This window comes from Candidatus Krumholzibacteriia bacterium (assembly GCA_035268685.1).
Taxonomy (GTDB): domain Bacteria; phylum Krumholzibacteriota; class Krumholzibacteriia; order JAJRXK01; family JAJRXK01; genus JAJRXK01.
The window spans coordinates 22,873-49,423 of the sequence record DATFKK010000163.1 but is presented as its reverse complement, the minus strand read 5'-3'; the positions used below and the strand labels follow the sequence as shown (position 1 = coordinate 49,423).

General features: G+C 67.9%; 24 protein-coding genes and 4 tRNA genes. 1 reads left to right on the top strand and 27 read right to left on the bottom strand.

Annotated elements, in window-relative coordinates; translation table 11 throughout:
• Positions 1-66: 66 nt before the first annotated feature.
• The 19 genes from rplT to VKA86_15385 all read right to left on the bottom strand — a co-directional run bounded on the left by rplT (position 67) and on the right by VKA86_15385 (position 17,471).
• Positions 67-432, bottom strand: a complete 366-nt coding sequence (gene rplT / locus VKA86_15475) for a 50S ribosomal protein L20 (GenBank protein ID HKK72607.1) — start codon at positions 430-432, stop codon at positions 67-69.
• Between the two features lie 42 nt (positions 433-474).
• Positions 475-672 (bottom strand): 50S ribosomal protein L35, encoded by a 198-nt coding sequence (gene rpmI, locus VKA86_15470; protein ID HKK72606.1) that lies wholly within the window; start codon positions 670-672, stop codon positions 475-477.
• Positions 673-759: 87 nt separating this feature from the next.
• The gene (infC, locus tag VKA86_15465; GenBank protein HKK72605.1) at positions 760-1,308 is read right to left on the bottom strand and encodes a translation initiation factor IF-3; all 549 of its coding nucleotides are present in this window, start codon (positions 1,306-1,308) and stop codon (positions 760-762) included.
• A gap of 236 nt (positions 1,309-1,544) precedes the next feature.
• A complete protein-coding gene (gene thrS, locus VKA86_15460; GenBank protein HKK72604.1) occupies positions 1,545-3,467 on the bottom strand; it encodes a threonine--tRNA ligase in 1,923 nt (640 codons plus the stop codon).
• Positions 3,468-3,616: 149 nt separating this feature from the next.
• A tRNA-Val gene (locus tag VKA86_15455) sits at positions 3,617-3,693 on the bottom strand.
• A 65-nt stretch (positions 3,694-3,758) separates the two neighbouring features.
• Positions 3,759-4,616 (bottom strand): RNA polymerase sigma factor RpoD/SigA, encoded by an 858-nt coding sequence (locus VKA86_15450; GenBank protein ID HKK72603.1) that lies wholly within the window; start codon positions 4,614-4,616, stop codon positions 3,759-3,761.
• Positions 4,617-5,078: 462 nt separating this feature from the next.
• Positions 5,079-7,016 carry a molecular chaperone DnaK gene (gene dnaK / locus VKA86_15445; protein ID HKK72602.1) on the bottom strand — a complete coding sequence of 646 codons (1,938 nt, stop codon included), beginning with the start codon at positions 7,014-7,016 and terminating at the stop codon, positions 5,079-5,081.
• Between the two features lie 159 nt (positions 7,017-7,175).
• Entirely contained in the window at positions 7,176-8,138 is a 963-nt protein-coding gene (locus tag VKA86_15440; GenBank protein ID HKK72601.1) for a glycosyltransferase, read from the bottom strand.
• A 5-nt stretch (positions 8,139-8,143) separates the two neighbouring features.
• A complete protein-coding gene (locus VKA86_15435) occupies positions 8,144-9,280 on the bottom strand; it encodes a glycosyltransferase (GenBank protein ID HKK72600.1) in 1,137 nt (378 codons plus the stop codon).
• Positions 9,281-9,331: 51 nt separating this feature from the next.
• A tRNA-Leu gene (locus VKA86_15430) sits at positions 9,332-9,420 on the bottom strand.
• Between the two features lie 124 nt (positions 9,421-9,544).
• Positions 9,545-9,619: transfer RNA gene (locus VKA86_15425), tRNA-Cys, on the bottom strand.
• A gap of 27 nt (positions 9,620-9,646) precedes the next feature.
• A tRNA-Gly gene (locus tag VKA86_15420) sits at positions 9,647-9,722 on the bottom strand.
• 115 nt (positions 9,723-9,837) lie between these two features.
• On the bottom strand, positions 9,838-10,464 hold the full coding sequence (locus VKA86_15415; protein ID HKK72599.1) for an SPOR domain-containing protein: 627 nt from the start codon (positions 10,462-10,464) through the stop codon (positions 9,838-9,840).
• 25 nt (positions 10,465-10,489) lie between these two features.
• Entirely contained in the window at positions 10,490-12,346 is a 1,857-nt protein-coding gene (locus VKA86_15410; protein ID HKK72598.1) for a hypothetical protein, read from the bottom strand.
• Positions 12,347-12,374: 28 nt separating this feature from the next.
• The gene (locus tag VKA86_15405) at positions 12,375-13,283 is read right to left on the bottom strand and encodes a polyprenyl synthetase family protein (GenBank protein ID HKK72597.1); all 909 of its coding nucleotides are present in this window, start codon (positions 13,281-13,283) and stop codon (positions 12,375-12,377) included.
• The gene (locus tag VKA86_15400; protein ID HKK72596.1) at positions 13,280-14,416 is read right to left on the bottom strand and encodes a glycosyltransferase; all 1,137 of its coding nucleotides are present in this window, start codon (positions 14,414-14,416) and stop codon (positions 13,280-13,282) included. The genes VKA86_15405 and VKA86_15400 overlap by 4 nt, the downstream gene beginning before the upstream one ends.
• Before the next feature lie 5 nt (positions 14,417-14,421).
• Entirely contained in the window at positions 14,422-15,459 is a 1,038-nt protein-coding gene (locus VKA86_15395; protein HKK72595.1) for a Gfo/Idh/MocA family oxidoreductase, read from the bottom strand.
• Positions 15,460-15,546: 87 nt separating this feature from the next.
• On the bottom strand, positions 15,547-16,266 hold the full coding sequence (locus tag VKA86_15390) for an exopolysaccharide biosynthesis polyprenyl glycosylphosphotransferase (protein ID HKK72594.1): 720 nt from the start codon (positions 16,264-16,266) through the stop codon (positions 15,547-15,549).
• Positions 16,267-16,376: 110 nt separating this feature from the next.
• The gene (locus tag VKA86_15385) at positions 16,377-17,471 is read right to left on the bottom strand and encodes a DegT/DnrJ/EryC1/StrS family aminotransferase (GenBank protein HKK72593.1); all 1,095 of its coding nucleotides are present in this window, start codon (positions 17,469-17,471) and stop codon (positions 16,377-16,379) included.
• A 274-nt stretch (positions 17,472-17,745) separates the two neighbouring features.
• On the opposite strand from VKA86_15385, the gene rfbD reads away from it, so the two are divergent.
• Positions 17,746-18,624: a dTDP-4-dehydrorhamnose reductase gene (gene rfbD, locus VKA86_15380; protein HKK72592.1), complete on the top strand. Its 879-nt coding sequence runs from the start codon at positions 17,746-17,748 to the stop codon at positions 18,622-18,624.
• A 68-nt stretch (positions 18,625-18,692) separates the two neighbouring features.
• Here the strand turns inward: rfbD and VKA86_15375 are convergent, their stop codons facing one another.
• From VKA86_15375 to VKA86_15340, 8 genes are all read right to left on the bottom strand, one after another.
• On the bottom strand, positions 18,693-19,847 hold the full coding sequence (locus VKA86_15375; protein HKK72591.1) for an alkaline phosphatase family protein: 1,155 nt from the start codon (positions 19,845-19,847) through the stop codon (positions 18,693-18,695).
• A gap of 165 nt (positions 19,848-20,012) precedes the next feature.
• Positions 20,013-20,849 carry a CpsD/CapB family tyrosine-protein kinase gene (locus VKA86_15370; protein ID HKK72590.1) on the bottom strand — a complete coding sequence of 279 codons (837 nt, stop codon included), beginning with the start codon at positions 20,847-20,849 and terminating at the stop codon, positions 20,013-20,015.
• Entirely contained in the window at positions 20,846-22,330 is a 1,485-nt protein-coding gene (locus tag VKA86_15365; GenBank protein HKK72589.1) for an AAA family ATPase, read from the bottom strand. The genes VKA86_15370 and VKA86_15365 overlap by 4 nt, the downstream gene beginning before the upstream one ends.
• A 730-nt stretch (positions 22,331-23,060) precedes the next feature.
• Positions 23,061-23,795: a DUF92 domain-containing protein gene (locus VKA86_15360; GenBank protein HKK72588.1), complete on the bottom strand. Its 735-nt coding sequence runs from the start codon at positions 23,793-23,795 to the stop codon at positions 23,061-23,063.
• The gene (locus tag VKA86_15355; protein HKK72587.1) at positions 23,792-24,472 is read right to left on the bottom strand and encodes a hypothetical protein; all 681 of its coding nucleotides are present in this window, start codon (positions 24,470-24,472) and stop codon (positions 23,792-23,794) included. The genes VKA86_15360 and VKA86_15355 overlap by 4 nt, the downstream gene beginning before the upstream one ends.
• Positions 24,469-24,855: a holo-ACP synthase gene (gene acpS / locus VKA86_15350; GenBank protein ID HKK72586.1), complete on the bottom strand. Its 387-nt coding sequence runs from the start codon at positions 24,853-24,855 to the stop codon at positions 24,469-24,471. Before acpS ends, VKA86_15355 begins: the two co-directional genes overlap by 4 nt.
• An 11-nt stretch (positions 24,856-24,866) precedes the next feature.
• On the bottom strand, positions 24,867-25,799 hold the full coding sequence (locus VKA86_15345; GenBank protein HKK72585.1) for a UbiA family prenyltransferase: 933 nt from the start codon (positions 25,797-25,799) through the stop codon (positions 24,867-24,869).
• A 37-nt stretch (positions 25,800-25,836) separates the two neighbouring features.
• A complete protein-coding gene (locus VKA86_15340) occupies positions 25,837-26,490 on the bottom strand; it encodes a sugar transferase (protein ID HKK72584.1) in 654 nt (217 codons plus the stop codon).
• Positions 26,491-26,551 lie beyond the last annotated feature (61 nt).

The following is a 26,551-nucleotide window of genomic DNA, read 5'->3' as shown; positions in this document are numbered from 1 at the left end:
CCTTGCGAGAGCCGAGGCGCGCGGAAACGGCGGGGCCGCCGGGCCGAGCACGTGCTCGGCGCGGGATCAGGCCTCGGACTGGACGTTCTGCTTCGCGATCTCGGCGAGGCGAGCGAAGGCCGGCTCGTCGTGGATGGCGATGTCGGCCAGGACCTTGCGGTCGATCTCGACGTCGGCGGCCTTCAGACCGTGGATGAAGCGGTTGTAGCTGAGTCCGTGCAGCCGGGCCGCCGCGTTGATACGCGCGATCCACAGCTGGCGGAAGTTCCGCTTCTTCTGGCGCCGATCGCGGTACGCGTAGGCCAGGGCACGATCGACCGAGACGGCGGCCGTACGATGAAGCTTGCTGCGTCCGCCGCGGTAGCCGCGAGCGTTCGACAGGATCTTGTTCCGGCGCTGACGGCTGGCGGAATTGTTCGTGGCGCGGGACATGGTTCCGTTGCTCCGTGGTGGTGAGGATCGATGACCCGGCGACTAGTTGCCGGCCAGCATACGCTTCACGCGCGACTCGTCGGCGTGGTGCAGCAACGTGGTCTTGCGCAGGTTCCGCTTCCGCTTGGGCGACTTCTTCGTGAAGATGTGCCCGTGGTAGGCCTGCTGACGCCGGACCTTGCCCGTTCCCGTGCGCCGGAATCGCTTCATGGCGGCGCGGTTCGACTTCATCTTCGGCATGTTGGTCACTCCTGACTTCGGTTCTCGGCCCGGGCTCGTGCCCGGAGCTCCCACCGTGGCCGTCCCCATGGGAACGGCCACCGGCGTCTAGGCCTTCTTCTTCGGCGACAGGATCAGGCTCAGGTTCCGACCTTCCATCTTCGGATCTCCGTCCATCATGGCCTCGTCCTGGAGATCCTCGAGCAGACGCGCGACGATGCGCTCGCCCAACTCGAGATGGGCCATTTCACGACCGCGGAAGCGCACCTCGATCTTGACCTTGTCGCCCGCCCGCAGGAATTCGACGATGTGCTTCTTCTTGAAGCTGTAGTCGTGTTCCTCGGTCTTGGGCCGGAACTTGACGGTCTTGACCTTCTGCTGGTGCTGCTTCGCCTTGGCGCGCTTGGCCTTCTTGCTCTCCTCGTACCGGAACTTCCCGTAATCCATGATCCGGCACACGGGGGGCCTGGCGTTGGGCGCCACTTCGACGAGGTCGAGCCCGCGCTCGCGCGCGAGGTCGAGGGCCTCGTTGCGGTCCAGGATTCCGAGCTGATCGCCGTTCTCGTCCACCACCCGCAGCTGCGGAATGCGGATCATCTCGTTGACGCGCGTCCGGTCCTGTTGGTCCCGCGAATCTCGCGGAAATCCTCTGGCGATGTCGAACTCTCCTCTCGATCCCGGTCGGAACCGGGGTCCTGGGAACAAGAAAACGAGCAGGGAGGGCCTGCTCGTCACACGCTCCGCCGCCGGACGACCATTGCCGTCGGACGCGGATCGGACCGGGGAGGATGCGCCGCGTCGGCGCTCCGCCCGGTGAGAAGCGGGCCTTCTGCTTGTTCGTCTGTTTCGTCTGTCTGCCGTCCGCGCGGCATTCGCCACACGGACGGTAGAAGCTAGTCGAGGGGCTCGTTCTCGTCAAGGAGTCGACGGACGACCTCGTCGACCTCCATCGTCCCCTGGTCCTCGCCGCCGTGGCGCCGCACGGTGACCGTGCCGCTCTCGGCCTCGCGGCCGCCCACCACCAGCATGACCGGCACCTTGGCCAGTTCGGCCTCGCGGATCTTGCGGCCGATCTTCTCGTCGCGAGCGTCGACCTCGGTCCGCAGGCCCGCCTGGCGGAGCTGCGAGCCGACCGCCTTCGCGTACTCCGCCTGGTGCTCGCTCACCGGCAGCACCGTGGCCTGCACCGGGGCCAGCCACAGCGGGAAGGCACCGGCGTAGTGCTCGGTGAGCATCCCGATGAAGCGCTCGAGCGAGCCGTAGATCGCCCGGTGCACCATGAAGCAGTTCTTCCGCTCGCCGTCGGCGTCGACGTACTCCACGCCGAAGCGGCGGGGCAGGTTGAAGTCGAACTGCGTGGTGCTGCACTGCCAGCGGCGACCGATCGCGTCGACCAGCTTGACGTCGATCTTCGGACCGTAGAAGACCGCCTCCCCCTCCATCCGCTTGTACGGGAAGCCCATCTTCTCGATGGCGTGGACCAGCGAACGCTCCGCCGCCTCCCACTCCTCGTCGGTCCCGGCGTACTTGCTCGTGTCCTGCGAGTCGCGTACCGACAGCTCGACCTCGTACTTCTCGAAGCCGCAGGCGGTGAGGATGCGCTGCATGAGTTCGAGCACGCCGACGATCTCGGCCTCGAGCTGGTCCGGCGTGCAGAAGATGTGGGCGTCGTCCTGCGTGAAGCCACGGACGCGCAGCATGCCGTGCAGCGTGCCACTGCGTTCGTAGCGATACACCGTTCCGAGTTCGGCGTAGCGCACCGGGAGCTCGCGGTAGCTCCACAGCTTGCGCTTGTAGATCAGGATGTGCCCCGGGCAGTTCATGGGCTTGACCACGAACTCCTGATCCTCGATGCCGAAGGTGTACATGTTCTCCTTGTAGAACTGCATGTGGCCCGAGGTGTGCCACAGGTCGCTCTTGGAGATGTGCGGCGTGTCGACGAACTGGTAGCCCGCCTTCAAGTGCTCGCGCTTCCAGAAGTCGACGAGCGTGCTCCGCAGCGCGCTGCCCTTCGGGTAGTAGAAGGCCAGGCCCCCGCCCGCCTCGTCCTGCACGCCGTACAGGTCGAGTTCGCCGCCGAGCTTGCGGTGGTCGCGCTTCTTCGCCTCTTCGAGCTGGTGGAGGTACTCGTCGAGGTCCTTCTTGCTGAACCAGCTCGTGCCGTAGATCCGCTGCAACTGTTCACGGTTCTCGTCGCCGCGCCAGTAGGCGCCGGCCACGCTCAGCAGCTTGAAGGCCTTCAGTTCGCCGGTGTTCGGGACGTGCGGTCCCTCGCAGAGGTCGGTGAAGTCGCCCATGTGGTAGGCGAAGAGCTCGTTGTTCTCCTTCAACAGGTCGATCTGCTCGACCTTGAAGGGCTGGTCGCCGAAACGCTCGGTGGCCTCGGTGGGCTCGAGCTTCTCCCGCACGATCGGATGCTTCTCCTTGGCCAGCTCCTTCATGCGCGTCTCGATGCGCTCGAGGTCTTCCTCGGTGAAGGGGCGGTCGACCTTGATGTCGTAGTAGAAGCCGTTGTCGACCGGCGGACCGAAGCCGAAGCGAGCGTCGGGGAAGAGTTCCTGGACGGCGTAGGCCATGAGGTGCGCCGTGCTGTGACGTAGCACGAACAGGCCCTCTTCGCTGTCGCGGGTCACCACCTCGAGCGTCGCGTCGTGGTCGATGGGTTCGTCGAAGGGCTCCCACTGTCCGTCGACCCTGGCGGCCACCGCGGCGCGTGCCAGTCCCGGACCGATGGCCTTGATCGCGTCGAGGACGGTGGAACCGCTCTCGACCTCCTTCTTCGAACCGTCGGGCAGGGTGAGCGCGATGTCCGTCATGGTCTTCCTCCTGTCGTCCGCGCGGCCCGTCACGTCCGGCGGCCGGCGGGTCGTGGTCGCCGGGGCGCCCTACGAACGGCGCCTCCGGTTCCCCCCTCTAGACAGAAGCCGCCGCCGGGCGCGGGGGCTCGGCGGCGGCTCGGAACGGATGGTGGGCGATACTGGACTCGAACCAGTGACCTCTTGCATGTCAAGCAAGCACTCTAACCAGCTGAGCTAATCGCCCACATCAGGCATCTACTTCTAGTTCTGAGCCCCCGTTTTGTCAACTCGCGCCGTCTTCGGTCGCCATCAGGCCAGATAGTCGCCGAGACCCGCGCCCGCCACGGCGTGCCGCATCTTGCGCAGGGCGTCGTTGCGGATCTGGCGCACGCGCTCACGACTCAGGTTGATGTCCTCACCGATGGCTTCGAGCGAGGTGCTCTCTTCGTCGCCCAGGCCGTAGTAGCGGGTGACGATGTCCTTCTCGCGATCGGTGAGCTTGTCCATGGCTGCCATGAGCTGACCATGGAGCTCGTCCTGGACGAAATCGTCCTCGGGTGTGGTGTCCTCGGGATCGGCCAGGATCTCCTGCAGCGGCTGGCTGTCGTCGTCGTGGACGCTCTCGTCCAACGACAGCAACGGCCGCAACACGGCGTTGATCTCGTTCAGCTTGCCAACGGTGATCTCGAGTTCCTTGGCCAGCTCTTCCTCGTGCACCGAACCGCCGCGGGTCTGCTCGAGGCGGTTGTTGATCTTGCGCAGCTTCTGCGCCTGCTGGGCCCGGTTGATCGGCAACCGCACGGTGTGCGTCTGCTCGGCCAGGGCCTTCTGGATGGCCTGACGGATCCACCAGACGGCGTAGCTGATGAAACGGAAGTTGCGGCGCTCGTCGAAGCGGTGGGCCGCCGTGATGAGGCCCACGTTCCCCTCGGCGATCAGATCGAGGAAGCTGAGTCCGTGTCCGACGTAGCGCTTGGCCACACTGACCACGAACCTGAGATTACTGTACACCAGCTTCTCGAGCGCACGGTCGTCTCCGCTGCGGATCCGACGGGCCAGATCGAACTCCTGCTCCTTCGTGAGGAGCGGGTAGCGTCCGATGACCTTCAAGTAGTGCTGGAGAGCCTGGTCCTGACGGCGGTCAGGGCTCCGCTCGACTTCGTACATCTGGTTTCCTCCACCGTGAGCGGGCCCCGGTCGGGGCCGCCGGTCCCGCTCGCCGTCGCACGCGGGTTGCGAGTCCGCGCGTTCGGGCTTTACCTCGTCGCCGGAGCGAGGGTCGCTGCGGCGATGTGCCGTCGTTCTGAATGAACGGCCGGCGAGGACGGGAGTTCCCGTCCCGGTCTTCCACGGACGGCATCGCACCGGCGTGTCGAGTCGGCGACCGTCACGTCCAGCGCGGGCGCAGCGATCACGACTTCGCCTCTTGCGACCCGGCCCGACCGCGTCTCATGCCCTTCGGTCGCCGGTCGCGTCCCGCCCGGGACGCCGAAGTGCCGCACGAGTCTCGTCCACCTGTGATTTCGTGTCAAGGCCGGCCGGAGATGCAACCTCGGGCCCCATGAAGAGGACCCGAGATCGCTTCCGGCGCTATGGTCTAGTCACGGACCACAACTTGCGCCAGTCCGTCTATTTCTTGTCTTCGTCGACGACCTCGAAGTCGGCGTCCACCGGCCCGTCGTCCGACTCGGACTTCTCCTGCTGGTCCGAGGCTCCCTCGGCGCCTCCGGCCGCCGCCTCGTCGGCCTGCGGACCGCCCTGGGCGCTCTCGTAGGCCTTCTGCGACATCGCCGACACGACCGTCTGCAGGTTCTCGGTCTTCTGCTTGAGGACGTCGACGTCCTCGGTGTTCAAGACGCCCTCGAGGTCGCTCAGAGCGCTCTCGACGGCGCCCTTCGCGTTGTCGTCGACCTTGCCCTCGAGGTCCTTGAGCGTCTTGCGCGTGCTGTAGACCAGACTGTCGGCCTGGTTCCGCGCGTCGACCAGCTCGCGCCGCTTGCGATCGGCCTCCGCGTTGGATTCGGCCTGCTGGACCATGTCGTCGATCTCGCTCTCGCTGAGACCACTGCTGGCCTGGATGACGATCGACTGCTCCTTACCCGTGGCCTTGTCCTTCGCGCTGACGTTCAGGATGCCGTTGGCGTCGATGTCGAAGGTCACTTCGATCTGCGGCACGCCGCGCGGGGCCGGCGGGATGCCCGTGAGCTGGAAGCGCCCGATGGTCTTGTTGTCCTGGGCCATCTCGCGCTCGCCCTGCAGGACGTGGATGTCGACCACGCTCTGGTTGTCGTCCGCGGTCGAGAAGACCTGCGACTTCTTCACCGGGATCGTGGTGTTGCGCTCGATCAGTTTGGTGCTGACCCCGCCGAGCGTCTCGATCCCCAGCGACAGCGGTGTCACGTCGAGCAGGACCACGTCGGTCAGGTGTTCCTCACCACTCAGCACGCCACCCTGGACGGCCGCACCCATGGCGACGCACTCGTCCGGATTCACGGAGTGGTTCGGCTCCTTGCCGAAGATCTCCTTCACCTTCGCCTGCACCGCGGGAATGCGGGTACTCCCGCCCACGAGGATCACCTCGTCGACGTCACCCGGCTTCATGCCGGCGTCGGCCAGGGCCTTGCGGCAGGGATCCACGGTACGCTCGACGAGCTGGTCGACGAGCTGCTCGAAGCGGCTGCGTGTCAGCGTGAGATTCAGGTGCTTGGGACCGTTCGCGTCGGCGGAGATGAACGGCAGGTTCACCTCGGTCTGGGTGCTCGAGCTGAGCTCGCACTTGGCGCGCTCGGCGGCCTCCTTCAGACGCTGCAGGGCCATCGGATCCTTGCTCAGGTCGATGCCCTCGGCGCCCTTGAACTCCTTCACGAGCCAGTCCATGACGACCTGGTCGAAGTCGTCTCCTCCGAGGTGCGTGTCCCCGTTGGTGCTCTTGACCTCGAACACGCCCTCGCCCAGCTCGAGGATCGAGATGTCGAAGGTCCCGCCGCCGAGGTCGTACACGGCGATCGTCTCGCTCTTCTGCTTCTTGTCGAGTCCGTAGGCGAGCGCAGCCGCGGTCGGCTCGTTGATGATCCGCTTGACGTCGAGACCCGAGATCTTGCCGGCGTCCTTGGTCGCCTGCCGCTGGGCGTCGTTGAAGTACGCCGGAACGGTGATCACGGCCTCGCTGACGGGTTCGCCCAGGTAGGCCTCGGCGGTCTCCTTCATCTTCTGCAGGACCATGGCCGAGATCTGCGGCGGGGCGAATTCACCCGCCTCGACCTTCACCGAGACCTGGCCGTTCGCATTGCGCTCGACCTCGTAGGGCACCTCGGAGATCTCGGTCGCGACCTCGTCGTAGCCGCGGCCCATGAAGCGCTTGATCGAGAAGACGGTCTCGGTCGGCCGGGTCACGGCCTGACGCTTCGCGACGACGCCCACCAGGCGCTCGCCGTCCTTGTTCCAGCCGACGACCGACGGAGTGGTCTTCTGACCCTCCGCGTTCGGGATGACCTTCACCTCGGTTCCCTCGACGACCGCCACACAGCTGTTCGTCGTGCCGAGGTCGATGCCGATGATCTTGCCCATGATTCCTCCGTAGCGTGGTTGCAGAGATTCCACCCGCCCTCTACCAAGCGCCGTGCCGCCCAGGCGCACTCTCTCAACTCGTTGTAATGCAGCTACTTGCGCTTCAGGCCCTACAGGCCGGCCTGCCGCCGGCCGGAGCCGAGGCTGTCATAACGGCAGTCAGTGGTCCGAAATGGCAGATGTGCGCTGCCGGAGACCTGCCGCATAGGCGCTCAGGACGGCGTAGTCGTAGGCGCGGTGGCGGAGGGCGGAAAAAGCGCCGTCCGGCCACCGCAGCAACAGTGCCCTCACCAATCCGGGGAACCCCAGGGACCAGCTCGCGGCAAGGGCCACTGCCAGTGCGCGGCGTGACGCCGCGGCGTTCGCGGAGAGACCCGGCAGGACGTCGAGCTTCATCTCCGCGAGACGGTGCGGGTGCAGCTCGGCGAGGCGCGGAAGCGTCTCCCGTCCGCAGACGACCTTCTTCTGGAGGTACTCGTCCAGGCTATGGTGGTGGACGTGTTCTCCCACTGCCGCGGGGAGCGCGTAGAAGCGCATGCCCGCGTGGTCCTCGAGGCGGAACGCGATCTCCATGTCCTCGAAACCGTAGGCGCCGAAGTCCTCGTCGAATCCCCCCACCCGCTCCAGCGCCGCACGCGGGATCGAGACGTTCTGCGTGAGCAGGTACCGGGACGGGACCTCCGAGGCCGGAGGGCACTTCGCCACCCCTCGCGTGTCGAGGTAGTCGAACAGTGCCGAGTCCACGATCTCGGGGGCGGTGACCACGGTCCCCAGGTGGACGCCCTCGCGCGCGCGCTGCGCCTCGACGTGGGCCACCAGCGCCCCGGAACGCAGCACGATGTCGTCGTCGAGGAACAGGATCCAGCGTCCGCGTGCCGCACGCCAACCGCGGTTCCGGGCCCGAGCCCGCCCTTCGTTCCGGCCGCAGCCGGCTTCGACCAGCGGAATGCGCGCAGCCAGATCCTCGAGGACAGCGTCCGTGGCCCCCTCGTCGTCGGAACCGTCGTCGACGACCACCACCTCCCACTCGACCGCATCGGGAAGCCACTGGTCCGCCAGCGCCTCCAGTGTACGGCGGAGCAGGTCGGCCTTGCGATAGGTCGGGACGACGACGCTCAACATCACGGTCACGGACGCGCGCGGAGCTCGGCCAGGCTCGAGAGGTCCTCGGGCAGTGGCCGTGCTTCGACGAGTTCCAGGTAGATCGACTCGGCGCGACGCATGTTCGCGTCGTGGTCGGCCACCGCGCGCGCCCGGGCATGAGCGGCCTCACCCCATCGTCGTCGTGCGTCCGGATCCGCGACCGCTCGCCCCAGTGCGTCGGTCAGGGCTTCGACGTCGCGTGGCGGAACGACCAGGCCGTTCTCGCCGTCCCGGATCCACTCCGTGGAACTCGGCAACGAACTGACCACGATGCCCGTCCCGCAGGCCATGGCTTCCAGGAGGGACACGGCCGTCGCATCGACCGACGGCACGCTCACGAAGACGTCGGTCCCCACGAGGTACTCGCCGAACCGATCGTGCGGGATCCGTCCGACGAAGTGGGTGTTCTCGGACAGTCCGGCGGCTCGCGCACGTTCGACGAAGGGCGCCGGATCGCCCTCGTACCCGGCGAAGACCACGTGCACGTCGGGGCGGTCCCTCCGCAGCGCCACGCAGGCCTCGATGATCACGTCGAGGTTGTAGTAGGGCTGCGTGAAGCTTCGGGGCGAGAAGATCACCGGTGCCTCGGCGGGAACGCCCAGCTCCTCGCGGACGGACTGCGGACGGTCGGGACGGAACCGTTCGAAATCGACCCCCCAGAGGACCTCGTAGCATCGAGAGGCATCGGCACCGAGATCCACGCAACCGTGCAGGATGTCGAGCGAGTCCCCGGTGACGGCCTCGGCATTGCGCAGCGCACGCCGGGCCAGCCACTTCTTCAGAGCGTTCTCGTGCGGCGTGACGTAGACGTCGTCGCCCCACACCGTGAGTACGTTCGGGTGGAAACCACTGAAGTCGCCCCAGTAGCCGTAGCCGGTCAGGAAATGCGTGTTCAGGAGGTCCGGCCGGATGTCGCCCAACAGGCGGCGTACGACCCGGAGGCTCCGCAGGTACCGAAGGGGTTTGGTCGGTGCCGCGGACCGGATGTCGTGGACGGTGACACCCTCGATCGGTCCCGGCTGGACGGTCAGGAGATGGCACTCGTGTCCACGCTCGGCGAACCAGCCCACCCATCGCTCGGTGTGCAGGTGCCGTCCGATGCTCAGGAAGGCCAGACGCACGCGCCGTGCTCCCCTCGTCGCCGTCGCGCCGCCGGTCCCGACGCGAACTCGTGGTGCCCGGGGAGGGTCTCGAACCCTCACGGGGCGTGAGCCCCACCGGATTTTAAGTCCAGCGCGTCTACCGGTTCCGCCACCCGGGCACCCGGGTCCGACAACGAACGACGGGCGATGCCTCCGCATCGCCCGTCGATCTCGCCCGACGGTGATCGGTGTCGCGCACGATCGATCGAACCGTCGGTGGCCTGCCGGAGGCACGGCCGAAGCTGGAGGCGGCACCCGGATTCGAACCGGGGAATAACGGATTTGCAGTCCGTCGCCTTACCACTTGGCTATGCCGCCCAAGTCCGTTCAGGCTAGAAGACTGAATGGAGCGGGAAACGGGACTCGAACCCGCGACATCCACCTTGGCAAGGTGGTGCTCTACCAACTGAGCTATTCCCGCTCCCGTACCGGAACTCGCGATCCGGTGTTCCGGGCGGCCACGGACGTCGTCGCAGATCCTCGATCCCGTCGCGATCGCCGCGGAGTACGCAATTGTAGTCGAGACCGGCGCCGCGTCAAGAGCCGCGGCCGCTCACGACCTCGGTGGTCACGATCCAGGCTCCGTCGTAGCCGTTCGCCCGGGCGCGGTCGCGCAGACGAAGGGCTTCGGCACGGTCCACGAAGTCGCCCGCCCGGACCTTGAACAGTGGTGCTTCGAAGTCCACGTAGCACGGCACGCCGAGACGGGCCGAGGCCTCACGCGCGACGCGGTCGGCGTCGCCCCGGGCACCGGCCGCGGCCAGTTGCACACGCCAGCCGCGCGCGGTCTCCAGGGTCTCGGAGCGTCGATCCGCCTCGGCGGTCGGCTCGACGGGGACCTCCACGCTGGGCTCCACCTTCCGGGGCTCCACGTCCTGGCCCGCGACGGTGTCCGCGGCCGCGCCGATCGGGGTCGACGGCAAGGTCTCCGGCGGTGGGAGCTGGTCCTCCTCGAATTCCACGTCTCGGGGCGGCGGTGGGAACTCGCCCTCGGACTCGAGGTCGTAGACCTTGGTCCCGTTCCCGTCGGTGTCGTCGGCCGGAGGCGCGGGTAGGTCCGCGGCCGGGTCCGAGCGCGGCTCTCGCGGCGGTTGGCTGCAGGCGTTGAGCGTGAGCGCGCAGGCAGCGGCCAAGGCCAGGGTCACGTGGAATCGATGTCGCATGGGAGCCCTCCGGGCTTCGTGCAGGTCAACCGTCAATGTAGCCCAGGCTTCGCAGTCGCTCCAGATCGTCGACGGATCGGCCGGCCGGATACCGCGGAGGATCCGTCCGGCCGTAGGTCTCCGGACGATCGGCCGGTAGCGGGGATCCGCGCAGGCGCGAGGGGAGCTCCATGTCGAGCGGCGGGACCACGCCCTGCGACCAGAGCAACCATGGCGCCCAGGCCCTCGCACGCCGTGGCATGGCTGTGGGTCCTCTCGCCCACACCGATCGGCCGTCGTCGGCGCCTCTCAGTACGGTGACCACCTCGCCGCTCCAGGCGTCGACGAGTCGCTCGAGCAACGCATGGACATAGGCCTCCTGCGCCGAGCGCAGCCCCGGGGACGCCGTGGCCTCCACGTCGGACCGCTCGAGGGCGCGGCGGACGATGTCCATCCCGTTGAGATGCACGACGACGAGATCGGTTCCCCGCCCGGCCTCGATCGCCCGGGCCACGTGGTAGAGGTCCGCTCCCGTTGCCAGGTCCCAGGCCTGTCGCACGGGCTCGGACGCGGAATGGTCGTCCAGCCAGTCCCGCCCGCGCGTGTAGCCCTCGATCCGTCGTCGCGCCGCCTCCAGTTCGGTCCGCCAGGCTCTGGCGTCCTCCACGAGCAGGTCCGGCGGTGCCACGAGTCCCGGTCCGTCGCCGCGCCCGTCGTGCAGACGGAGGAAGTGACGGTCGGACACGACCTCCAGTCCCGGAACGACCATGGCGGGATACGTCGCCCACCAGTTGACGACCCGGACGGAACGGCCCGCTGCCGCCAGGATCTCCCAGACCGGGGGCCGACGCAGGTCGCGCCGGTCGGCCGCGACGGTACGACCGAGACCGACGCCGGGCAGCAGATGGCGCACGAGCAGGGCCAGGACCGGATCCCGGGTCAGGCCGCCGATCCCCTGGTCGAAGCCGCGCGGGCCCGCAGCGGACGCCGAGCCGAGCCCGTGTTCGGACGGTGGAAAGCCGGTCGCCAGCTCGTTCCAGTACCCGGCCGGATGCTGCCGTCCGTCCTGGGCGCGGGGAACGCCGGGCCGGGGCCGATCGTCGCCCGGCCAGACGACGGGACCGGTCACACCGTCGACGGCGACGACCAGCATCCGCGTCGGTGGACCCGAGACGCGGACCTCGAGTTCTCCCAGACGTGGGATCGGGTCGAGGCCCCGATAGGGTCCGGCGGTGAGGATCGAGGCCGCCGCCGCCGCGAACACGAGGAACGGCAGGGGTCGTTCCCAGGCTCGCAGTCTCACGGGGCGGAAGACCCCGCGACCCTGCAGACGCGCCAGCGCCAGTGCGCCCGAAAGACTCCACGACACCAGCGCTCCGACCAGCCCGACCAGAACCGCCACCGCCGAGGTTCCGAGCAACCACGACGGACCCGAGAGGTCGACCAGGGCCACCCGCCCGAGACGATCGGCGAGGTACAACGACGCGACCAGGCCGGGCAACCAGAGCAACAGCCGCTCGACGCGCGCCACCGTCGGTCCCCGTCCCCGTTCCGAAGAGGCCAAGAGTCCCCACGCCACCGCACCGGTGCCGAGACCGGCCAGGACCACCAGCACCGCCGTCATGTCCAACCACAGCCAGAGCAGACTGCGCGGACGCTCCAGCAGGATCGGCTCGGACACCACGGCCGAGAGCGTGAGCAGGAACGAGATGATCAGACCACCGCCGCCGCCGATCCAGACCCCGGCAGCGGCGGCCGACCGACGTCGCGAACCCGCCCGGCCCACGCGCGCGGCGACGTAGGATTCCGCCGGGGTCTGCAGGTAGCCGAGTTCGCGCAACCGCTGCAGCCCCTCTTCGAGGCGCTGCGGGTCGTGCCGACTGTCGACCGGCGGTTCGTCCAAGGACCGACCTCGTGGAGCGCGCGGGAATCTAGTGACGGCGCACGCCGACGTAGTCGCACACCGCGTGCAACAGGCCCAGCGTCTCGGGGTCGTGGCCGCCGAGCGGCCCGATCGACTCACGGGCCGTCGCGAGCAGACGATGCATGATCTCCTCGCTCTCGGCCAGCCCGAGTCGTCCCACGAAGGTCCCGTGCTCGCGGTCCTGGTGCGTGTCCTTGCCGATCTGCTCGGCACTGGCCGTCACGTCGAGCAGATCGTCCTTGATCTGGAAGGCCAGACCCAGGTTCCGCGCGTACACCGCGGCGCACTCCTCCACGCCGTCGGTGGCGCCCCCCAGACGCACACCGAGGCGGGCCGACGCTTCGAACAGCACGCCCGTCTTGTGTCGGTGGATGTACTCCAGCGCGTCGAGGTCGCGGGCCTCGTCGGCCAGGTGCAGATCGACGTGCTGTCCACCGATCATGCCCCCGACACCCACGGAGCGGGCCATCAGCGACGTCGCCTCGAGCTTCGGTCTCCAGGTCTCGAGCTCGCCGAGGATCTCGAAGGCGAGCATGAGCTGCGCGTTGGCAGCCAGGATCGCGGTGTCGAGTCCGTAGACGACGTGGCAGGTCGGACGTCCGCGACGCAGGGCGGCATCGTCCATGCTCGGAAGGTCGTCGAGGACCAGCGAACAGCTGTGGATCAGCTCCACGGCGACACCGGCGTCCAGCCACTCCCGCTCGGTTCCCGTCTCACCCAGGCGCGCGAAGAGCTCGATGACCAGCGGACGGAGTCGCTTGCCGCCGGCGAGGGGCGTATATCGGAGGGCCTGGACCAGGCGAGGCGTGTACCGGTGCTCGCGGCGCTCCAGGGCCGCCTCGAGTCGCGGCTCGAAGCGCCGCCGGAACCCCTCCAGCGCGCCGAACAGGTCGATCCGCCCCTCCTTCGCACTCACCCTCGGACCGCCTCCCGGAGGACGGCGGCAACGCCGGCCACCATCCGTGCCTCGGTGAAGTTCTCGATCACGTGCGCACGACCCGCCTCGCCCCGGCGCTGCCTCTCCCGTGGAGTCGATGCGGCCTCCACGAGCGCGGCCCGCAGGGCCGCGGCATCACCGGGCGGCACCAGCCAGCCCGTGCGTCCCTCCTCGACCATCTCGTCGAGCGAACCGACCCGCGTGGCCACCACCGCCCGCGCGGCCGCCATGGCTTCGAGCACGCACATCGGAAACGTCTCCACGTTCGGGTGGGATGGCAACACCAGGCCGTCGGCAGCGGCGAGCACCTGTTCGACGTCGTTGCGCCAACCCAACCAATGGACCCGCGTGTCGACACCGAGTTCTGCGGCCCGGACGCGGAGTGCATCCCGCCGCGCGCCGTCGCCCACCACGGCGAGGTGAACGGCGGCGAGTTCTGGCGCTGCAAGGGCTCCTAACAGGGATTCGTGGTTCTTCTCGGGTCTCAGAGCCGCTACGACCGCGAACACCACGGCTGCCTTCGGAAGACCCAGGCGGCCACGCGCCGGAGCCCGCGATCCCGGCTCCGCGCTCGCGGCGAAGCGGTCCACGTCGACTCCGTTGTACACGACCCGCAGCCGCGACCGGTCCACGCCCTCGAACTGCGCCAGGTACTCGGCATGGCCGTGGCTGACGGCGACGACCGCCGCGGTCCACGGCTCGAGCAGACGATCGATCCGTCCGAGGCTGGGGGATCCGTCCGCGCGTCGCGTGCGGTGGACCCCCACCACCGCCGGAATCCCGGCGAAGCGGGCTGCCACTCTACCGAAGAACAGCGCATTCGAGTGATCGAGGACGAAGGCCACCTCGGCACCCACACCGCGCAGCCACCGGATCACCGCGGGAATCTGGAGAGGGTCCGCGCGACGCGTCGCGAGTCCTTCGTCCACGCGGACGCCGCGCGCACGGAGCGCTTCACCGATCGGTCCGGGACCGCGGAGGCATCCGACGACCACCTCGAAGCCCTCGTGTTGCAGGCCGGTGACCAGTGCCTCGACGACGCGTTCGGCGCCCCCCACGACCAGGGAGTCCACGACGAAGGCCACCCGCAGGCGGTCCGCTCCGTCGCTCACGACGATCAGCCCACGGTGCGGGCCGGATCGAACTCCAGGCTCCGCCCGTCGTCGCAGATCGACGCGCAGGCCAGTTCGAGTGCGTGCACGACGTCCAGTCCGCTCTGCCCGTCACTGCGCAGCGGAACGTCCTCGACGATGGCCTGCACGAAGTGCTCGGCCTCGTTCTTCAGCGGTTCGGCTCCGTCGATCTTCGGGATGACGATGTCCCCGTAGCGATAGCTCAGCTGGAACTCGCCGAAGGTGTCGTAGTGGGGAAGCACGGTCACGCCCTTGTCGTACACCCGCAGCTTCTCGGTGTTCGACACGTCGTCGTACACGAGCATCTTCTTGCTCCCGACGACGGTGATCGTGCGCACCTTGTTGGGATCGAGCCAGCTGACGTGCAGGTGCGCCATGACGTCGTTCGGGTAATGCAGGTTGATGAAGGCCACGTCCTCGATCTTCGGCTGCACGTAGGCGTGCCCCTTGCCCGTCAGCCGCTCGGGCGTGGAATCGAGCAACCAGTTGAGGATCGCGATGTCGTGCGGGGCAAGATCCCACACCACGTTGCAGTCCTCACGGAACAGGCCCAGGTTCACCCGATTCACGTAGACGTAGAAGATGTCGCCCAGTTCACCGGAAACGATGAGTTCCTTGATCCGGTGCACCGCGTTGTTGAACAGGAAGGTGTGGCCCACCATGAGCTTCCGGCCCGCCTTCTGTCCGGCCTCGACCATGCGATGGCATTCGACCGTGGAGACGGCCATGGGCTTCTCCACGAACACGTGCTTACCGGCCGCGAAGGCCTCGCAGGTGATCTCGCAATGCGTGTTGGCGGGAGTGGCCACGACCACGGCGTCGACGTCCGGATCGGCCAGGATCTCTCCGTAGTCCGTGGTGGTCCGGACCCCCGGATAGAGATTGGCCATGTGCCGCAGGCGGGCCTCGTTCGGATCGGCGCACCAGGTGGCCTCGGCGCCCTTGATGCTGTTGAAGTTGCGCAGCAGGTTGGGGCCCCAGTAGCCGACCCCGATCACCCCCACGCGGACGGGTGACGTCACGGCGTTTCGCTCCTCGTCTGCGGACCCATGCTCGCGGGCTGGCGATGCGGTGTCGCGGCCCGGGTGGATTCGCTCGGTCTCCGGATTCTAGTAGGCACCCTCTCCCCGTACCATGACCGGAAGGGTCCGGGCCACGATCCGGAGGTCCAGCAGCAGGCTCCAGCGGCTGATGTAGTGCAGGTCGAGCATGACCATCTCGTCGAAGCCGACCTGGCTGCGACCGCTCACCTGCCAGAGCCCGGTCAAGCCGGGTTTCACCTTCAAGCGATCCTTGTGCCATTCCTGGTAGTGCTCGTACTCGTAGGCGATCGGCGGTCGCGGTCCGACCACGCTCATCTCGCCCTTGAGGACGTTCCAGAACTGGGGGAGCTCGTCGAGGCTCGTCCGGCGGAGGAATCCACCGATCCGCGTGACGCGGGGGTCCTCCACCATCTTGAAGACCTGCGGTTCGTCCTGCCCGTTGCCGCTGATGAAGTCCGCGCAGAACTCCCGGTGCACCTGGTCGTCGTTGTTGTGGCGCATCGAGCGGAATTTGTAGAACACGAACGGTCGACCGTCTCGACCGAGACGCGTCTGGCAGAACAGGACCGGGCCGGGACTGCTCAGTTTGACGAGCAGACCGATCAGGAAGAAGGCAGGGGCGCCCAGGGCGAGCACCGTGAGGGCGAACACGATGTCGAACGCCCGTTTGATGGCACGCTCCCACCATGCGTACCGGGGCGAGCCGATGCGCAGGCGGAGCGGTTCGTGTGCTTCGACGACCTCGTTGATCGTGGCGAGATCGAGGGCAGTCGCGTCTTTCTTCATCTGGGGAGCCGTCCAAGGATGTTCGAGCACGAGGTTGACGGGTCGAGGAACCGAGAGTCTCTCATCGCTGGTCCGGAATACTTCGGCGTCGTCGCATCACCACCGTCACATCATTCGTGATCGACCGAGAGGAGGACCTCGCACACCCGCCTGACGTCCGAATCCGCGAGCTCCGCATACATCGGCAGGGACACGATGTTGTCGCAGATCGACTCGGCGATCGGAAACGCCCCCTCGGCTCCGAGATGGGCGAACGCGGGTTGGCGGTGCACCGCCCGAGGGTAGTGCATCCCCCACTGGATGCCGTTCTCCGTCAGCGCGGTCCGTACTCTGTCGGTCTCCGGATGATTGATGGCAAAGAGGTGATACACCGGCTCGCAGCCCTCGGGGGCCTGCGGCGTCGAGTACCGTGAGCCGGCCAGGAGTTCACGGTAGAGAGCTGCATGGGCACGCCGCCGTGCGTTCCACGCGTCGAGACGACCCAGCTTGATCTCCAGGACGGCAGCCTGGAGCGAATCGAGTCGACCCGTCACGCCGGGGACGGCATGCACGTTCTTCTCGGCTTGACCATGGTGTCGAAGGGCTTCCACCTGATCAGCGAGTTCCGGATCGTTGGTCACGACGGCACCACCGTCGCCGAAGGCTCCCAGGTTCTTGCCAGGGTAGAAGCTGAAGCCGGCGCCGTAGCTGCCGTGACCGATCCGCCGACCCTTCCAGCGCGCACCGTGGGCCTGCGCCGCGTCCTCCATCAACAGCAGGCCGTGCCGGTCCGCCAATACACGAAACCGGTCGAGATCGACCGGAATTCCGTAGAGATGGACGGGCATGATCGCCTTCGTGCGCTCGGTGATCGCCGCCTCGGTCGCCTCCGGGTCCAGCAGCCAGGTCGTCGGGTCGGCGTCGGCGAAGACCGGAGTGGCGCCGACCGCCGCGATGGCCTCGACCGTGGCGATGAAGGTGTTCGGGGCCGTGATCACCTCGTCGCCCGGACCGACCCCAGCGCCCATCAGCATGAGCTGGATGGCCGTGGTGCCCGAGCTCGTTCCGATGCAGTGCTCCGCCTCGCAGTACGCGGCGAAGGCCTGCTCGAACGAGCGGACCGCGGGTCCGAGGATGAAGGCGTTGCTGTCGAGGATCTCGCCCCACCGGGCCAGAACCTCGTCTCGGATGGGGGCGTTCTGGGCCTCGAGGTCCAGGAAACGCACTGTCCGGGTTTCGGTACTCATGGGACGGAGTATAGCACAGGGAATTCACACGACCCAACCCACAGAATCACCGGATCGGAGCATGTCCGACGCTCGTGTCGCCTTTCCGGTGTTCACGGCAAGTTCCAGTGACTATGATGGTTGCAGCGTCGGACGCCCGCGGAACGCTCCGCCCCGACGACGATCCACGCGATCACCATCGGCGCTTCGCGCAATCTTGATCCGCGACGTTCCAATTGCACGCGTGACCCCCGACGACGAGGCCATCGAAGACATGCGATTTCTCATCACCGGCGCCCGCGGCATGATGGGCCGCGCCCTGTCCGCCCAGGCCGAGGAGCAGGGGCACGAGGTCTGGCCGACGGACATCGAGCGTCTCGCCCACGATCCGCAGGATCGGATCGACGTCACCGACGCCGCTGGTCTCGACCGGGCTGTCGCGAATTTTCGCCCCGATGCCGTGTTCCACCTCGCCGCCATGACGCAGGTCGACGACTGCGAGAAGCGGCCCGAGGAGGCCTACGCGATCAACGCGGTGGGTACACGCAACGTCGCTCTGTTGTGTCGTCGCCACGAACTCGACCTGGTCTATATCAGTACCGGAAGCATCTTTGCCGGATCCAAACCGACGCCCTACCACGAGTTCGACGACCCGGCCCCGGCCAGTGTCTACGCTCGCAGCAAGTGGGCTGGCGAAGTCGCCGTCCGCGAGCTGGTCCCCCACCACTACGTGGTCCGGGCCGGATGGATGTTCGGCGGAGGCGCGGAGGACAAGAAGTTCGTGGCGAAGATGATCGAACTCGCGCGCGGCCGGGATGTCCTCAGGGCGGTCGACGACAAGTTCGGCAGCCCCTGCTACACCCGTGACATCAGCCGTCGCTGCCTCGAACTCCTGCAGACCGGGCACTACGGAACCTTCCACGCGGCGAACGACGGCATGTGTTCACGCTACGAGATGGCCCGCGCGATCGTCGAGTTCGCCGGCGTCCGCGATTGCCGCGTCGATCCTTGCAGCTCCGCCGAGTTCCCGCTGCCCGCGCCCCGGCCACGGATGGAGGCCATGGACGGCCTCCACGCCCGCCTGATCGGACTCCGCCCCCAACCGCACTGGCGCGACGCCCTTCGGGACTACATCGAGACCGTGTTGCTCTGACGCACGGGCCCGCACCTCGACGCCACGCGCGATCGGACTCCGGGAATCGACGGGGCGCAGGACGCCCGTCACACGCGTTCCCCGACCAGCCGGCCCGCCGTGGCGTCCATCAGGTCGTAGACATGGCGGATGTGGGTCGGATCGAGCGACGGCGAGAAGTTCCCGAGTAGACACGCATCGGCGTCGACCGCGTCGGGGTGGTAACCGTGCATGCCGGCCAACATGGTACGCCCCATGTAGCTGGGAACGATCAGAAGGCCTTCGTCGACCACGAAGTGGAGGTCGCCCTGGCTGCGGTCCTCGAAGGCGATCCCCAGTTCCGCCTTCTCGTCCTCGTGGATGCAGCGCCCATCGTGCCGATCGCCCAGTGCGGCCCGCAGGTCTTCGAGCAGACCGGGGTCGTCGCTCCAGAACCGAGCCATGGTCCAGTCGTAGAAGGCGAGGTAGCGACCGCCGTTGCGCCCGAAGACCCGCTCGATCTCGGGGACCAGGGCGATCGCGCCGTGCACGTCGCTCATGCCGTGGTCACTGAAGACGAACAGCTCGACCTCTTCGGCCGTTTCCTCGGCGATCTCCCGCAGTCGCCGGATCCGGTCCTCGTACCATGCGAGGTGTGTGAACACCGGGTCGCCGGCCGTCCCGTGCTCGTGCAGGAGACCGTCGAGCGCCGGGAGGTACAGGAAGAGCATCTCGACGTCGCCGGACCGCAGGTCGTCCTCGGACCGGAGGATGTTCTGCTCCTCCGGGGTCCTCGAGTCGTAGTGCCGGTACCGGATTCCCAGTTCGCGGAATCGATCGAAGATGTTCGTCCCTCGGCGCACGCTGCCGGGCTCGAACATGCGGCCGTGCGCGGCCAGATCGAACTCGGGCAGCAGGCGCGTCGGACACTCGTAGAGCGAGAAGTCGGCGTCGATCCGGTCGGCGACCCTCGCGTGGATACGACGGCGGATGCGGGGGTCGTCGCGGACGATCGGCGGCAACCAGGCGTAGCGCCTGGCAACGGCGAGCGGAGTGGTGCCGTTCGCCCGCTGGAACATCGCAGCATGGCCGTGCGCGTGGGGAAGGCGGCCGGTGAGCAGTGTCGGCTGGCAGGCGCCGGAATCGCCGAGGACGGTGCGCAATCCCACCCGGAAGTCCAACTCCGGCAAGAACTCGTGTTCGCGCAGGAATCGGAAGCCCAGCGCATCGATCATCACGAACACGCCAAGTCGTCGCTGCTTCATCGTCGCGCTCCTCGGAGGATCCGCTCGGCCCGGATGCGGCCCGGGGCGGCGTCGTCGGCGAACGCCGCGATGTCGTTCGAGGGTGCCGTCAGCGGCCCGGACGTGTCGTCCCGGCCCCGGTGACGAAGAGCAGCCGGAGCGCAGCCGCGAGCGCCGCCTCCGGAATCAGAGGCGCCGGTAGATCTGTTCCGGGATCGGGAAGTGCCGGCGGTTCAGCACGGCGCCGATCACGCTTCCTCCGCCGAGGCGAACCATCTTCTCCGCCTTGGCCAGCACTTCACGCTTGGTCCGATGGGCGCGGACGACGAGCACCGTGCCGTCGACCGTGGCCGCCACCTGCGTGGTCTCGGCGGTCGTCAGCGCCGGACCGCAATCGAACAGGACGTAGTCGAAACGCTGTCCGAGTTCGGACGCGAGCCCTCGGGCCCGCTCGTGACTGAGCACCAGGGAAGGATTGAGGACGTCGGTGCCGATTCCCATGACGAACAGATCGGGAGACTCGGTACGTCGCAACACGCGACTCAGCTCCGCCTTCCCGGTGCAGTAGTCCGAGTAGCCGGGCTGACCGAGCAGGCCGAAGACATTGCTCGCACGCGGCGACTTGAAGTTCGCATCGACGATGCAGGTCTTCCGCCCGTCACGGACGGCCAGGCTGGTTCCCAGGAGCACCGTGAGCGTGGTCGTCCCCTCACCTCCGTTGGCACTCGTCATGGCCACGGTGCGGTGCGGCTGCGGCAGTGCGCTCTCGACGGCGTGCCGGAACCGTCCGAGCTCCTCGGTCAGCTCGATCGGGACCTCGACGAGCGGAACCGGGTTCGGATGGACGACCCGCAGATCCGCGGGCGTGGGATCGGATCGACGGGCAGGCGCTGCCTCGGGCACCGCCGAGACCGGATCGGCCTCGGGTACGGCAGTGGCGTGCGATGGCGGGGAATCGTCGCCCACCAGGCGCGCGCGGCGCTCTCGCTCGGCGCGCTTGAGGGCCTCACGGATACTGCTCATCCCGACTCTCCCGGGTTGGATTCGGCGGGAGCCGTGAACACCGAAGGTAGGATGTCCTCGGCCGTGGGCGCCAGTCTCTTCACGTGTGCGAAGTCCACACTTCCGTCCTGTTTGATCTTCCTGGCGAAACGCTGGGCGTCCGAGCGGTCGGCGTAGGCGCCACCGTAGACGCGGTGCCAGGGTGGGTCGTCTCCGGTGGTCTCGACGAAGAGGGGGACGGTCCAGTCCTCGTTCTCGACGACGAGGTCGTCCGCGAACCGGGCGACCGCATCGGGGTCGCGGAAACTCGCCACGTAGGCGGTGTAGACGGGACGCCCCTGTTCGCGCCAGGACCGGACGTCGGACACCGACGCGAGCCAGGACTCCGGCACGGATCGCGTCGCGGCGCTCTGCGCGGCGGCCGGAGTCGGATCGGGGGCCACCACCTCGACCTCGGACCCCGACTCGTCGGACGCGGTGGCCCACGACAGCGGCCAGTCCGGCACGAACCCGAATCGGAAGGCAGCGAGCACCAACAGTGCCAGGATCACGACCGCGGCGACCGGCGGCAGCCACTGGTGCCGACGTGTCGCCGTCGGGGAGTCGGCCGGGACCGTTTCGGGCGGGGACGGGGCCGGATCGGGTGCCTCGACCGCCGCCGCCTTCGCGTTCGGCGCCTTCGGAGCGGGCGCAACGTCCAGCCGCAACTCGCGCCGGGCCTCGTCGACGTGGTCGGTCCCGAGGACCTTCCTGTCGCGTCCGTAGGCGATCACCAGTGCGGTGTCGCAGACCTGGTTCACCAGCCGGGGAATTCCGCGGGTGGCCGAGAAGACTCGATCGCAGACGGACTCCGGGGCCAGTTCCTCGGGTGCGCTCGCCCCGGCCAGCCTCAGGCGATGCCGGATGTAGCTCCGGGTGTCCTCGCGGTCCAATGGGCCGATCTCGTGCCACACGCCGACCCGCTGACGGAGCTGCGGCAAACGCGGGTCGTCGAGATTCGTCCTCAGCTCGGGCTGGCCCACGAGCACGATCTGCAGCAACGACGAACTCTCGGTCTGCAGGTTGCTCAGGGTCCGGACCCGCTCGAGGACCTCGACCGGCAGATTCTGCGCCTCGTCGATCATCAGCACGCAGTTCTTGCCCTCGGACAACCGTTCGACCAGGAAGAGATTCAGCTCCCAGAGCATCGTCACCTCGTCGTCGGAGGCGAACTGCACTCCGAACTCGAGGCAGACGAGCCGCAGGAGCTCGCGGAACGACTGCACCGGATGAACCACGAGCGCGATCTCGAGCGAGTCCTCGAGTTCCTCCAGCACCGACAGCAAGACCGTGGTCTTGCCCAGCCCGACGGCACCGGTCACGACCACGAATCCGCGGTTCTCCCGGATTCCGTACAGGATCCGCGCCCGGCTCTCCTCGTGCGTGTCCGACGGGAACAGGAACGACGGGCTCGGAACGACCCGGAAAGGCATGGTGTGGAATCCGAAGTGTTGTTCGTACATCAGCCGACCTCTGGCACGATCCTCGACGCCATCCGGCTCGCGCGCCCCGGCACTCGCCGGAACCGAACCGTTGCATCGGATTCGACGACCGCCGGTTCAGACCCCGCGGGGACCGCGACGCGGAATCCGGATCATGATCGTGAAGACCTTCTACCCTGCGCCGCCGCGACCGGTCGTCGACCGATCCACGCCGGCGATCCCCTCGTCGGTTGCCCGGTGCCGTCACCAGCAACTTCGCGTCCACTCGGCACGAGTGAACGAGCGGGGGCACCCGTGGGTTCCCGGTCCTGCTCGTCCTCTCGGTCGCCATCACCGCGCTTCGCGCGGCTCCGGTCGATTTCGATCGCCTCGTGCCTGGCCGACCCTCCGGTTGGGGTTGGCGTGCTCACGGATCGCGGGCTCTGTGCCGCGCGACCGCGTGGATCGGGTGGGTAGCTCGAACGACGCCGCGTCCCCCCGTCGGCTTCGTCGTTCTCCCGTGGAGTTCTGAGTCTAGCAGACCCGTACCGAGGCGAACAAGCCCCGGAAACGCGCCCGTGTGTTCGCGAAAGCCGTTCGCACTGGGACAGTTGCGGTCGTCCGTGGCCGATTGCGGAGGGTCGTCACCCGATGTGCCCCCCGATGTGTCGTCCTGGCCCGGGGACGTCGCGCCGCGCGCCGGTCCGGGCGCGGTCGCCGTCGGGAACCGTCCCCCGGCCGCGTCCGGAGCCCTGCCGATCCGGTTCCGTCCTCACGGACGCCCCCAGCCCAGCGGCCACACGATGAGCACCGCGACCGCTGCACCCACCAGCGTGTTCAGGAAATTCATCGCCTCGTTCCCGATCCGGGCCTCGCGGCCCCAGATCGCCCCGACGTAGCTCTCGACGGTGGTCCCCACGAACGCGGCGATCACGACCACACCGATTCCGAGGGGTGGGAACATCCCACTCGCCCAACCGAGTGCTCCGAGGGCCGTCGACCCCAGGACGCCCGCCAGTGTGCCCTCGAGGGACACGGCGCCCTCGGTCCCGGGAGGCACGGGCCGGAACGTGGTCGGAAGGTAGGGGCGCCGGCCGTACAACTGACCGATCTCACTGCCCAGGGTGTCGCTCGCGGCGGTCGCGAAGGCCGCCACGAGGCCCACCGCCGGAGCGATCGCGGGCCAGAACGCCATGGACACCGCGAGGACGGTCCCCGTCGCGCAGTTCGCCAGGGCGTGCCGACTTCCCCGTCGTCCCCTCTCCTCCTGGGCCAGCCCCGCACGGGCCTTCCTCGAGTAGCCCAGGCGCGTGGCTGCCGTTCCCACGACGAAGAAGGCGCACAGGGTGAGATAGGCGCCGCCCCCTCCCAGTGCGAGGATCAGCGTCCCGATCAGGGCACCGCCGACGAACCCGCTCCGGCTGACGGCACCTCGCCACCAGGCCAGTCCCCCGAGCACGAGGTTCACGGCCACGGCCGTCGCCCAGGTCGTTGCGACGTCGGTCACCCCCACACGCTCCCGAAGGTCAGCACGAGCGTGGCGGCCACCCCCGCCGGCACCAGGAGGTTGTCGAAGCCCCACAACGAGATCGACTCCAGTGCGGTTCCCACGGCCGCGGCCAGCGCGGCAGCCGCGACCACGCCACCGTCGATCGGCCGCCCCAACGACACGAAACCCACCAGAATGCCGGCCACTCCCACCACCAACATGGCCGCGCTTCCCTCCAGGGTCCGCGGGTGGCCCCAGGCCCGGTAGACATGACGGCCGTGGCGCCGCCCGATCAGCGAAGCGGCCGCGTCCCCCCAGGCCATGACGAGGATCGCCGCCGCCCCCACCGCGGGCCATGGATGAGTCCAGAAGAGCCCCAGGGCCGCCGCCACGCTGATCGGATACAGGATCGTGCCCACATTCGCGGTCTCGCCCTCGACGCTGCGGATCAGGTGGAAGCGGAAACTCAGCGCGTTGACCACCACGAAGCATGCGGGCGGAATCACCGCCCACAGACGGTGGTCGAACAGCAGGAAGGTCGGGATCACCCACGTCCCGATCCCCACGTGCACGATCTTTCGCGTGTTCGTCCGCGGCATTCCACGCCGTCGCGCGAACTCGGCGAGGCCGAGCACCGACAGCACGTAGACCGTCGAGATCGCCATCGCGTCCAGATCGTCGAGGAAGGCGCTCATCGGGGCTCGCCCATGAGGATGACCACGGCCACCGCGATGCCGGCGTCGTGACTGATCGTCACGTGCGAGCCCGTCACTCCGCGAAGGTCGGCGATCTCGCGGGCACGCCGGTGCAGTGTGATCCGTGGAGGTTGCGCTTCCCCGGACACCAGCTCGACGTCGCGCCACCCGATGCCGTTCGAGAGGCCGGTGCCGAGCGCCTTCAGCGTGGCCTCCTTCGCCGCGAATCGGCCCCCGAAGCATTCGTGCATGCGCCGCGGATTCCGGCACCGTGCGGCCTCCGCCTCGGTGAACAGGCGACGGATCACCCGATCGCCGTAACGCTCGATCAGGTCCCGCACCCGTGCGGTGTCACACACGTCCACTCCGATGCCCACGATCATTTCCGTGCTCCTCACACCACGTAGGCCAGGGCGAACCCGATCTGCAGGGCCATCATCATGAGGTACATGTGCGTCCACGAAGGATGGTTCTCGGTCGTGGCGAGTTCCTCGGGCCGTCGGACCAGCAACCACACCGTGTACACGCCCCATACCGCCAGAGCCAGCCCCATGAGATCGAGGAAGAGCGCATTGCCCGTCAGGATGCCGGTGGCGACGCCGATCGGGATCATGGCGAAGGGCAGCACGAAGAAGGGTGCGATCATCCACGCTGCCTTCTTCACGCCGTACTTCACGGGAAGGGTCATGCACCCATGGGCCTCGTCGCCCTTCATGTCGGCGAAGTCCTTCGTCGTGGCGGCCCCGAGCAGGAACAGGAAGAAGATGGATCCGATGTACCAAGGCTCGACGGCGTCGAAGGCCTTGACCGTGGTCCAGCCGGCGACCTTCAACATGAGGCCGCGCGGGATCGCGATCGTGAGATTGGCTCCGATCGCGTCGCGCTTGGTGCGGAACGGTGGCGCCGAGTAGGCCCAGGTGAGTGCTGCGGCCGCGGCGGCCAGGACGAAGCACATCCAGTTGACGAAGGCAGCCAGCGCAAGGGCGACGACGTACAGGATCGCCGTGAGCTGCTTCGCCTCCCGGACCTCCATGGTCCCACTGGGCAGTGGACGCTTCGGCTTGTTGATGGCGTCGAGGGGCAGGTCGTAGATCTGGTTGATCCCGTTGCTCGCGGCGTTCAGCACGGCAGCCATCAGCGCGCCGACGAAGACGTTCACCACGAGGATCACCGGGTCGTCACTGACCTTGGTACCGGCCGCGCCCCACGCCGTGACCCCGCCGCTGACCATTCCGAGCGCCGGAGGCCACAGCGTGAACGGCCGTGTGAAGTCGACGTAGACACGCCAGCGCGACGGCCGCGTCGGGTTGCCGGTGGAGCTGCTCATCGGACCCGGACCTCGTCGGTGCAGGGAGGCGCCGGGCTCAGTACGCGCCGCGGCGATGGATGACCGCGGGAAGGGTACGAAGGAGGATCGAGAAGTCCAGGGCCAGACTGCGCCGTTCCACGTATTCACGGTCCAGCCGCATCCACTCCTCGAAGTCCACGTCGTTGCGCCCGCTGACCTGCCACAGGCACGTGATGCCCGGTTTCACCAGCAGCCGGGCCTTGTGGCGCTCCTCGTACGCGGCCACCTCGGCCGGGATCTGTGGCCGGGGCCCGACGATCGACATGTCACCGCGCAGCACGTTGAGCAACTGCGGGAATTCGTCGAGCGAGCTCCGCCGCACGAAGCGCCCGACGCGGGTGATCCGGGGATCCTGGCGGATCTTGAAGGCCGCCCCGTCGGCCTCGTTCAGATGCGCGTACTTGTCCTTCAGCCCCTCCGCGTCCTGCACCATGGATCGGATCTTGTAGCAGGTGAAGGGGTGCCCATCGCGACCGATGCGGGTCTGACGGAAGAGCAGCGGCCCCCTCGACTCCAGCTTGATCACGACGGCCAGAAAGGGCAGGAGGGGCAGGAACAGCAGTAGCCCGGCGATCGCGGCGACGACGTCGACGACCCGTTTGCAGAGTTCGGTGGCCCACTGGCCCCGGAGCTCCCTGCGCAGCGTGTCGAAGCGCGACGGAATGGGCACGGAGCACTCCCGCAACGCGGATTCGCGGGGCACGGGAGACGATCTGGAGGTCTCGGGCGCG

Excerpts from the sequence above, each read along its gene's own strand:
- rplT (HKK72607.1), bottom strand. The coding sequence starts at position 432 with ATGTCCCGCGCCACGAACAATTCCGCCAGCCGTCAGCGCCGGAACAAG.
- rpmI (HKK72606.1), bottom strand. The coding sequence starts at position 672 with ATGCCGAAGATGAAGTCGAACCGCGCCGCCATGAAGCGATTCCGGCGC.
- thrS (HKK72604.1), bottom strand. The coding sequence starts at position 3,467 with ATGACGGACATCGCGCTCACCCTGCCCGACGGTTCGAAGAAGGAGGTC.
- VKA86_15450 (HKK72603.1), bottom strand. The coding sequence starts at position 4,616 with ATGTACGAAGTCGAGCGGAGCCCTGACCGCCGTCAGGACCAGGCTCTC.
- dnaK (HKK72602.1), bottom strand. The coding sequence starts at position 7,016 with ATGGGCAAGATCATCGGCATCGACCTCGGCACGACGAACAGCTGTGTG.
- VKA86_15440 (HKK72601.1), bottom strand. The coding sequence starts at position 8,138 with ATGTTGAGCGTCGTCGTCCCGACCTATCGCAAGGCCGACCTGCTCCGC.
- VKA86_15415 (HKK72599.1), bottom strand. The coding sequence starts at position 10,464 with ATGCGACATCGATTCCACGTGACCCTGGCCTTGGCCGCTGCCTGCGCG.
- VKA86_15390 (HKK72594.1), bottom strand. The coding sequence starts at position 16,266 with ATGAAGAAAGACGCGACTGCCCTCGATCTCGCCACGATCAACGAGGTC.
- rfbD (HKK72592.1), top strand. The coding sequence starts at position 17,746 with ATGCGATTTCTCATCACCGGCGCCCGCGGCATGATGGGCCGCGCCCTG.
- VKA86_15375 (HKK72591.1), bottom strand. The coding sequence starts at position 19,847 with ATGAAGCAGCGACGACTTGGCGTGTTCGTGATGATCGATGCGCTGGGC.
- VKA86_15370 (HKK72590.1), bottom strand. The coding sequence starts at position 20,849 with ATGAGCAGTATCCGTGAGGCCCTCAAGCGCGCCGAGCGAGAGCGCCGC.
- VKA86_15365 (HKK72589.1), bottom strand. The coding sequence starts at position 22,330 with ATGTACGAACAACACTTCGGATTCCACACCATGCCTTTCCGGGTCGTT.
- VKA86_15355 (HKK72587.1), bottom strand. The coding sequence starts at position 24,472 with ATGAGCGCCTTCCTCGACGATCTGGACGCGATGGCGATCTCGACGGTC.
- acpS (HKK72586.1), bottom strand. The coding sequence starts at position 24,855 with ATGATCGTGGGCATCGGAGTGGACGTGTGTGACACCGCACGGGTGCGG.
- VKA86_15345 (HKK72585.1), bottom strand. The coding sequence starts at position 25,799 with ATGAGCAGCTCCACCGGCAACCCGACGCGGCCGTCGCGCTGGCGTGTC.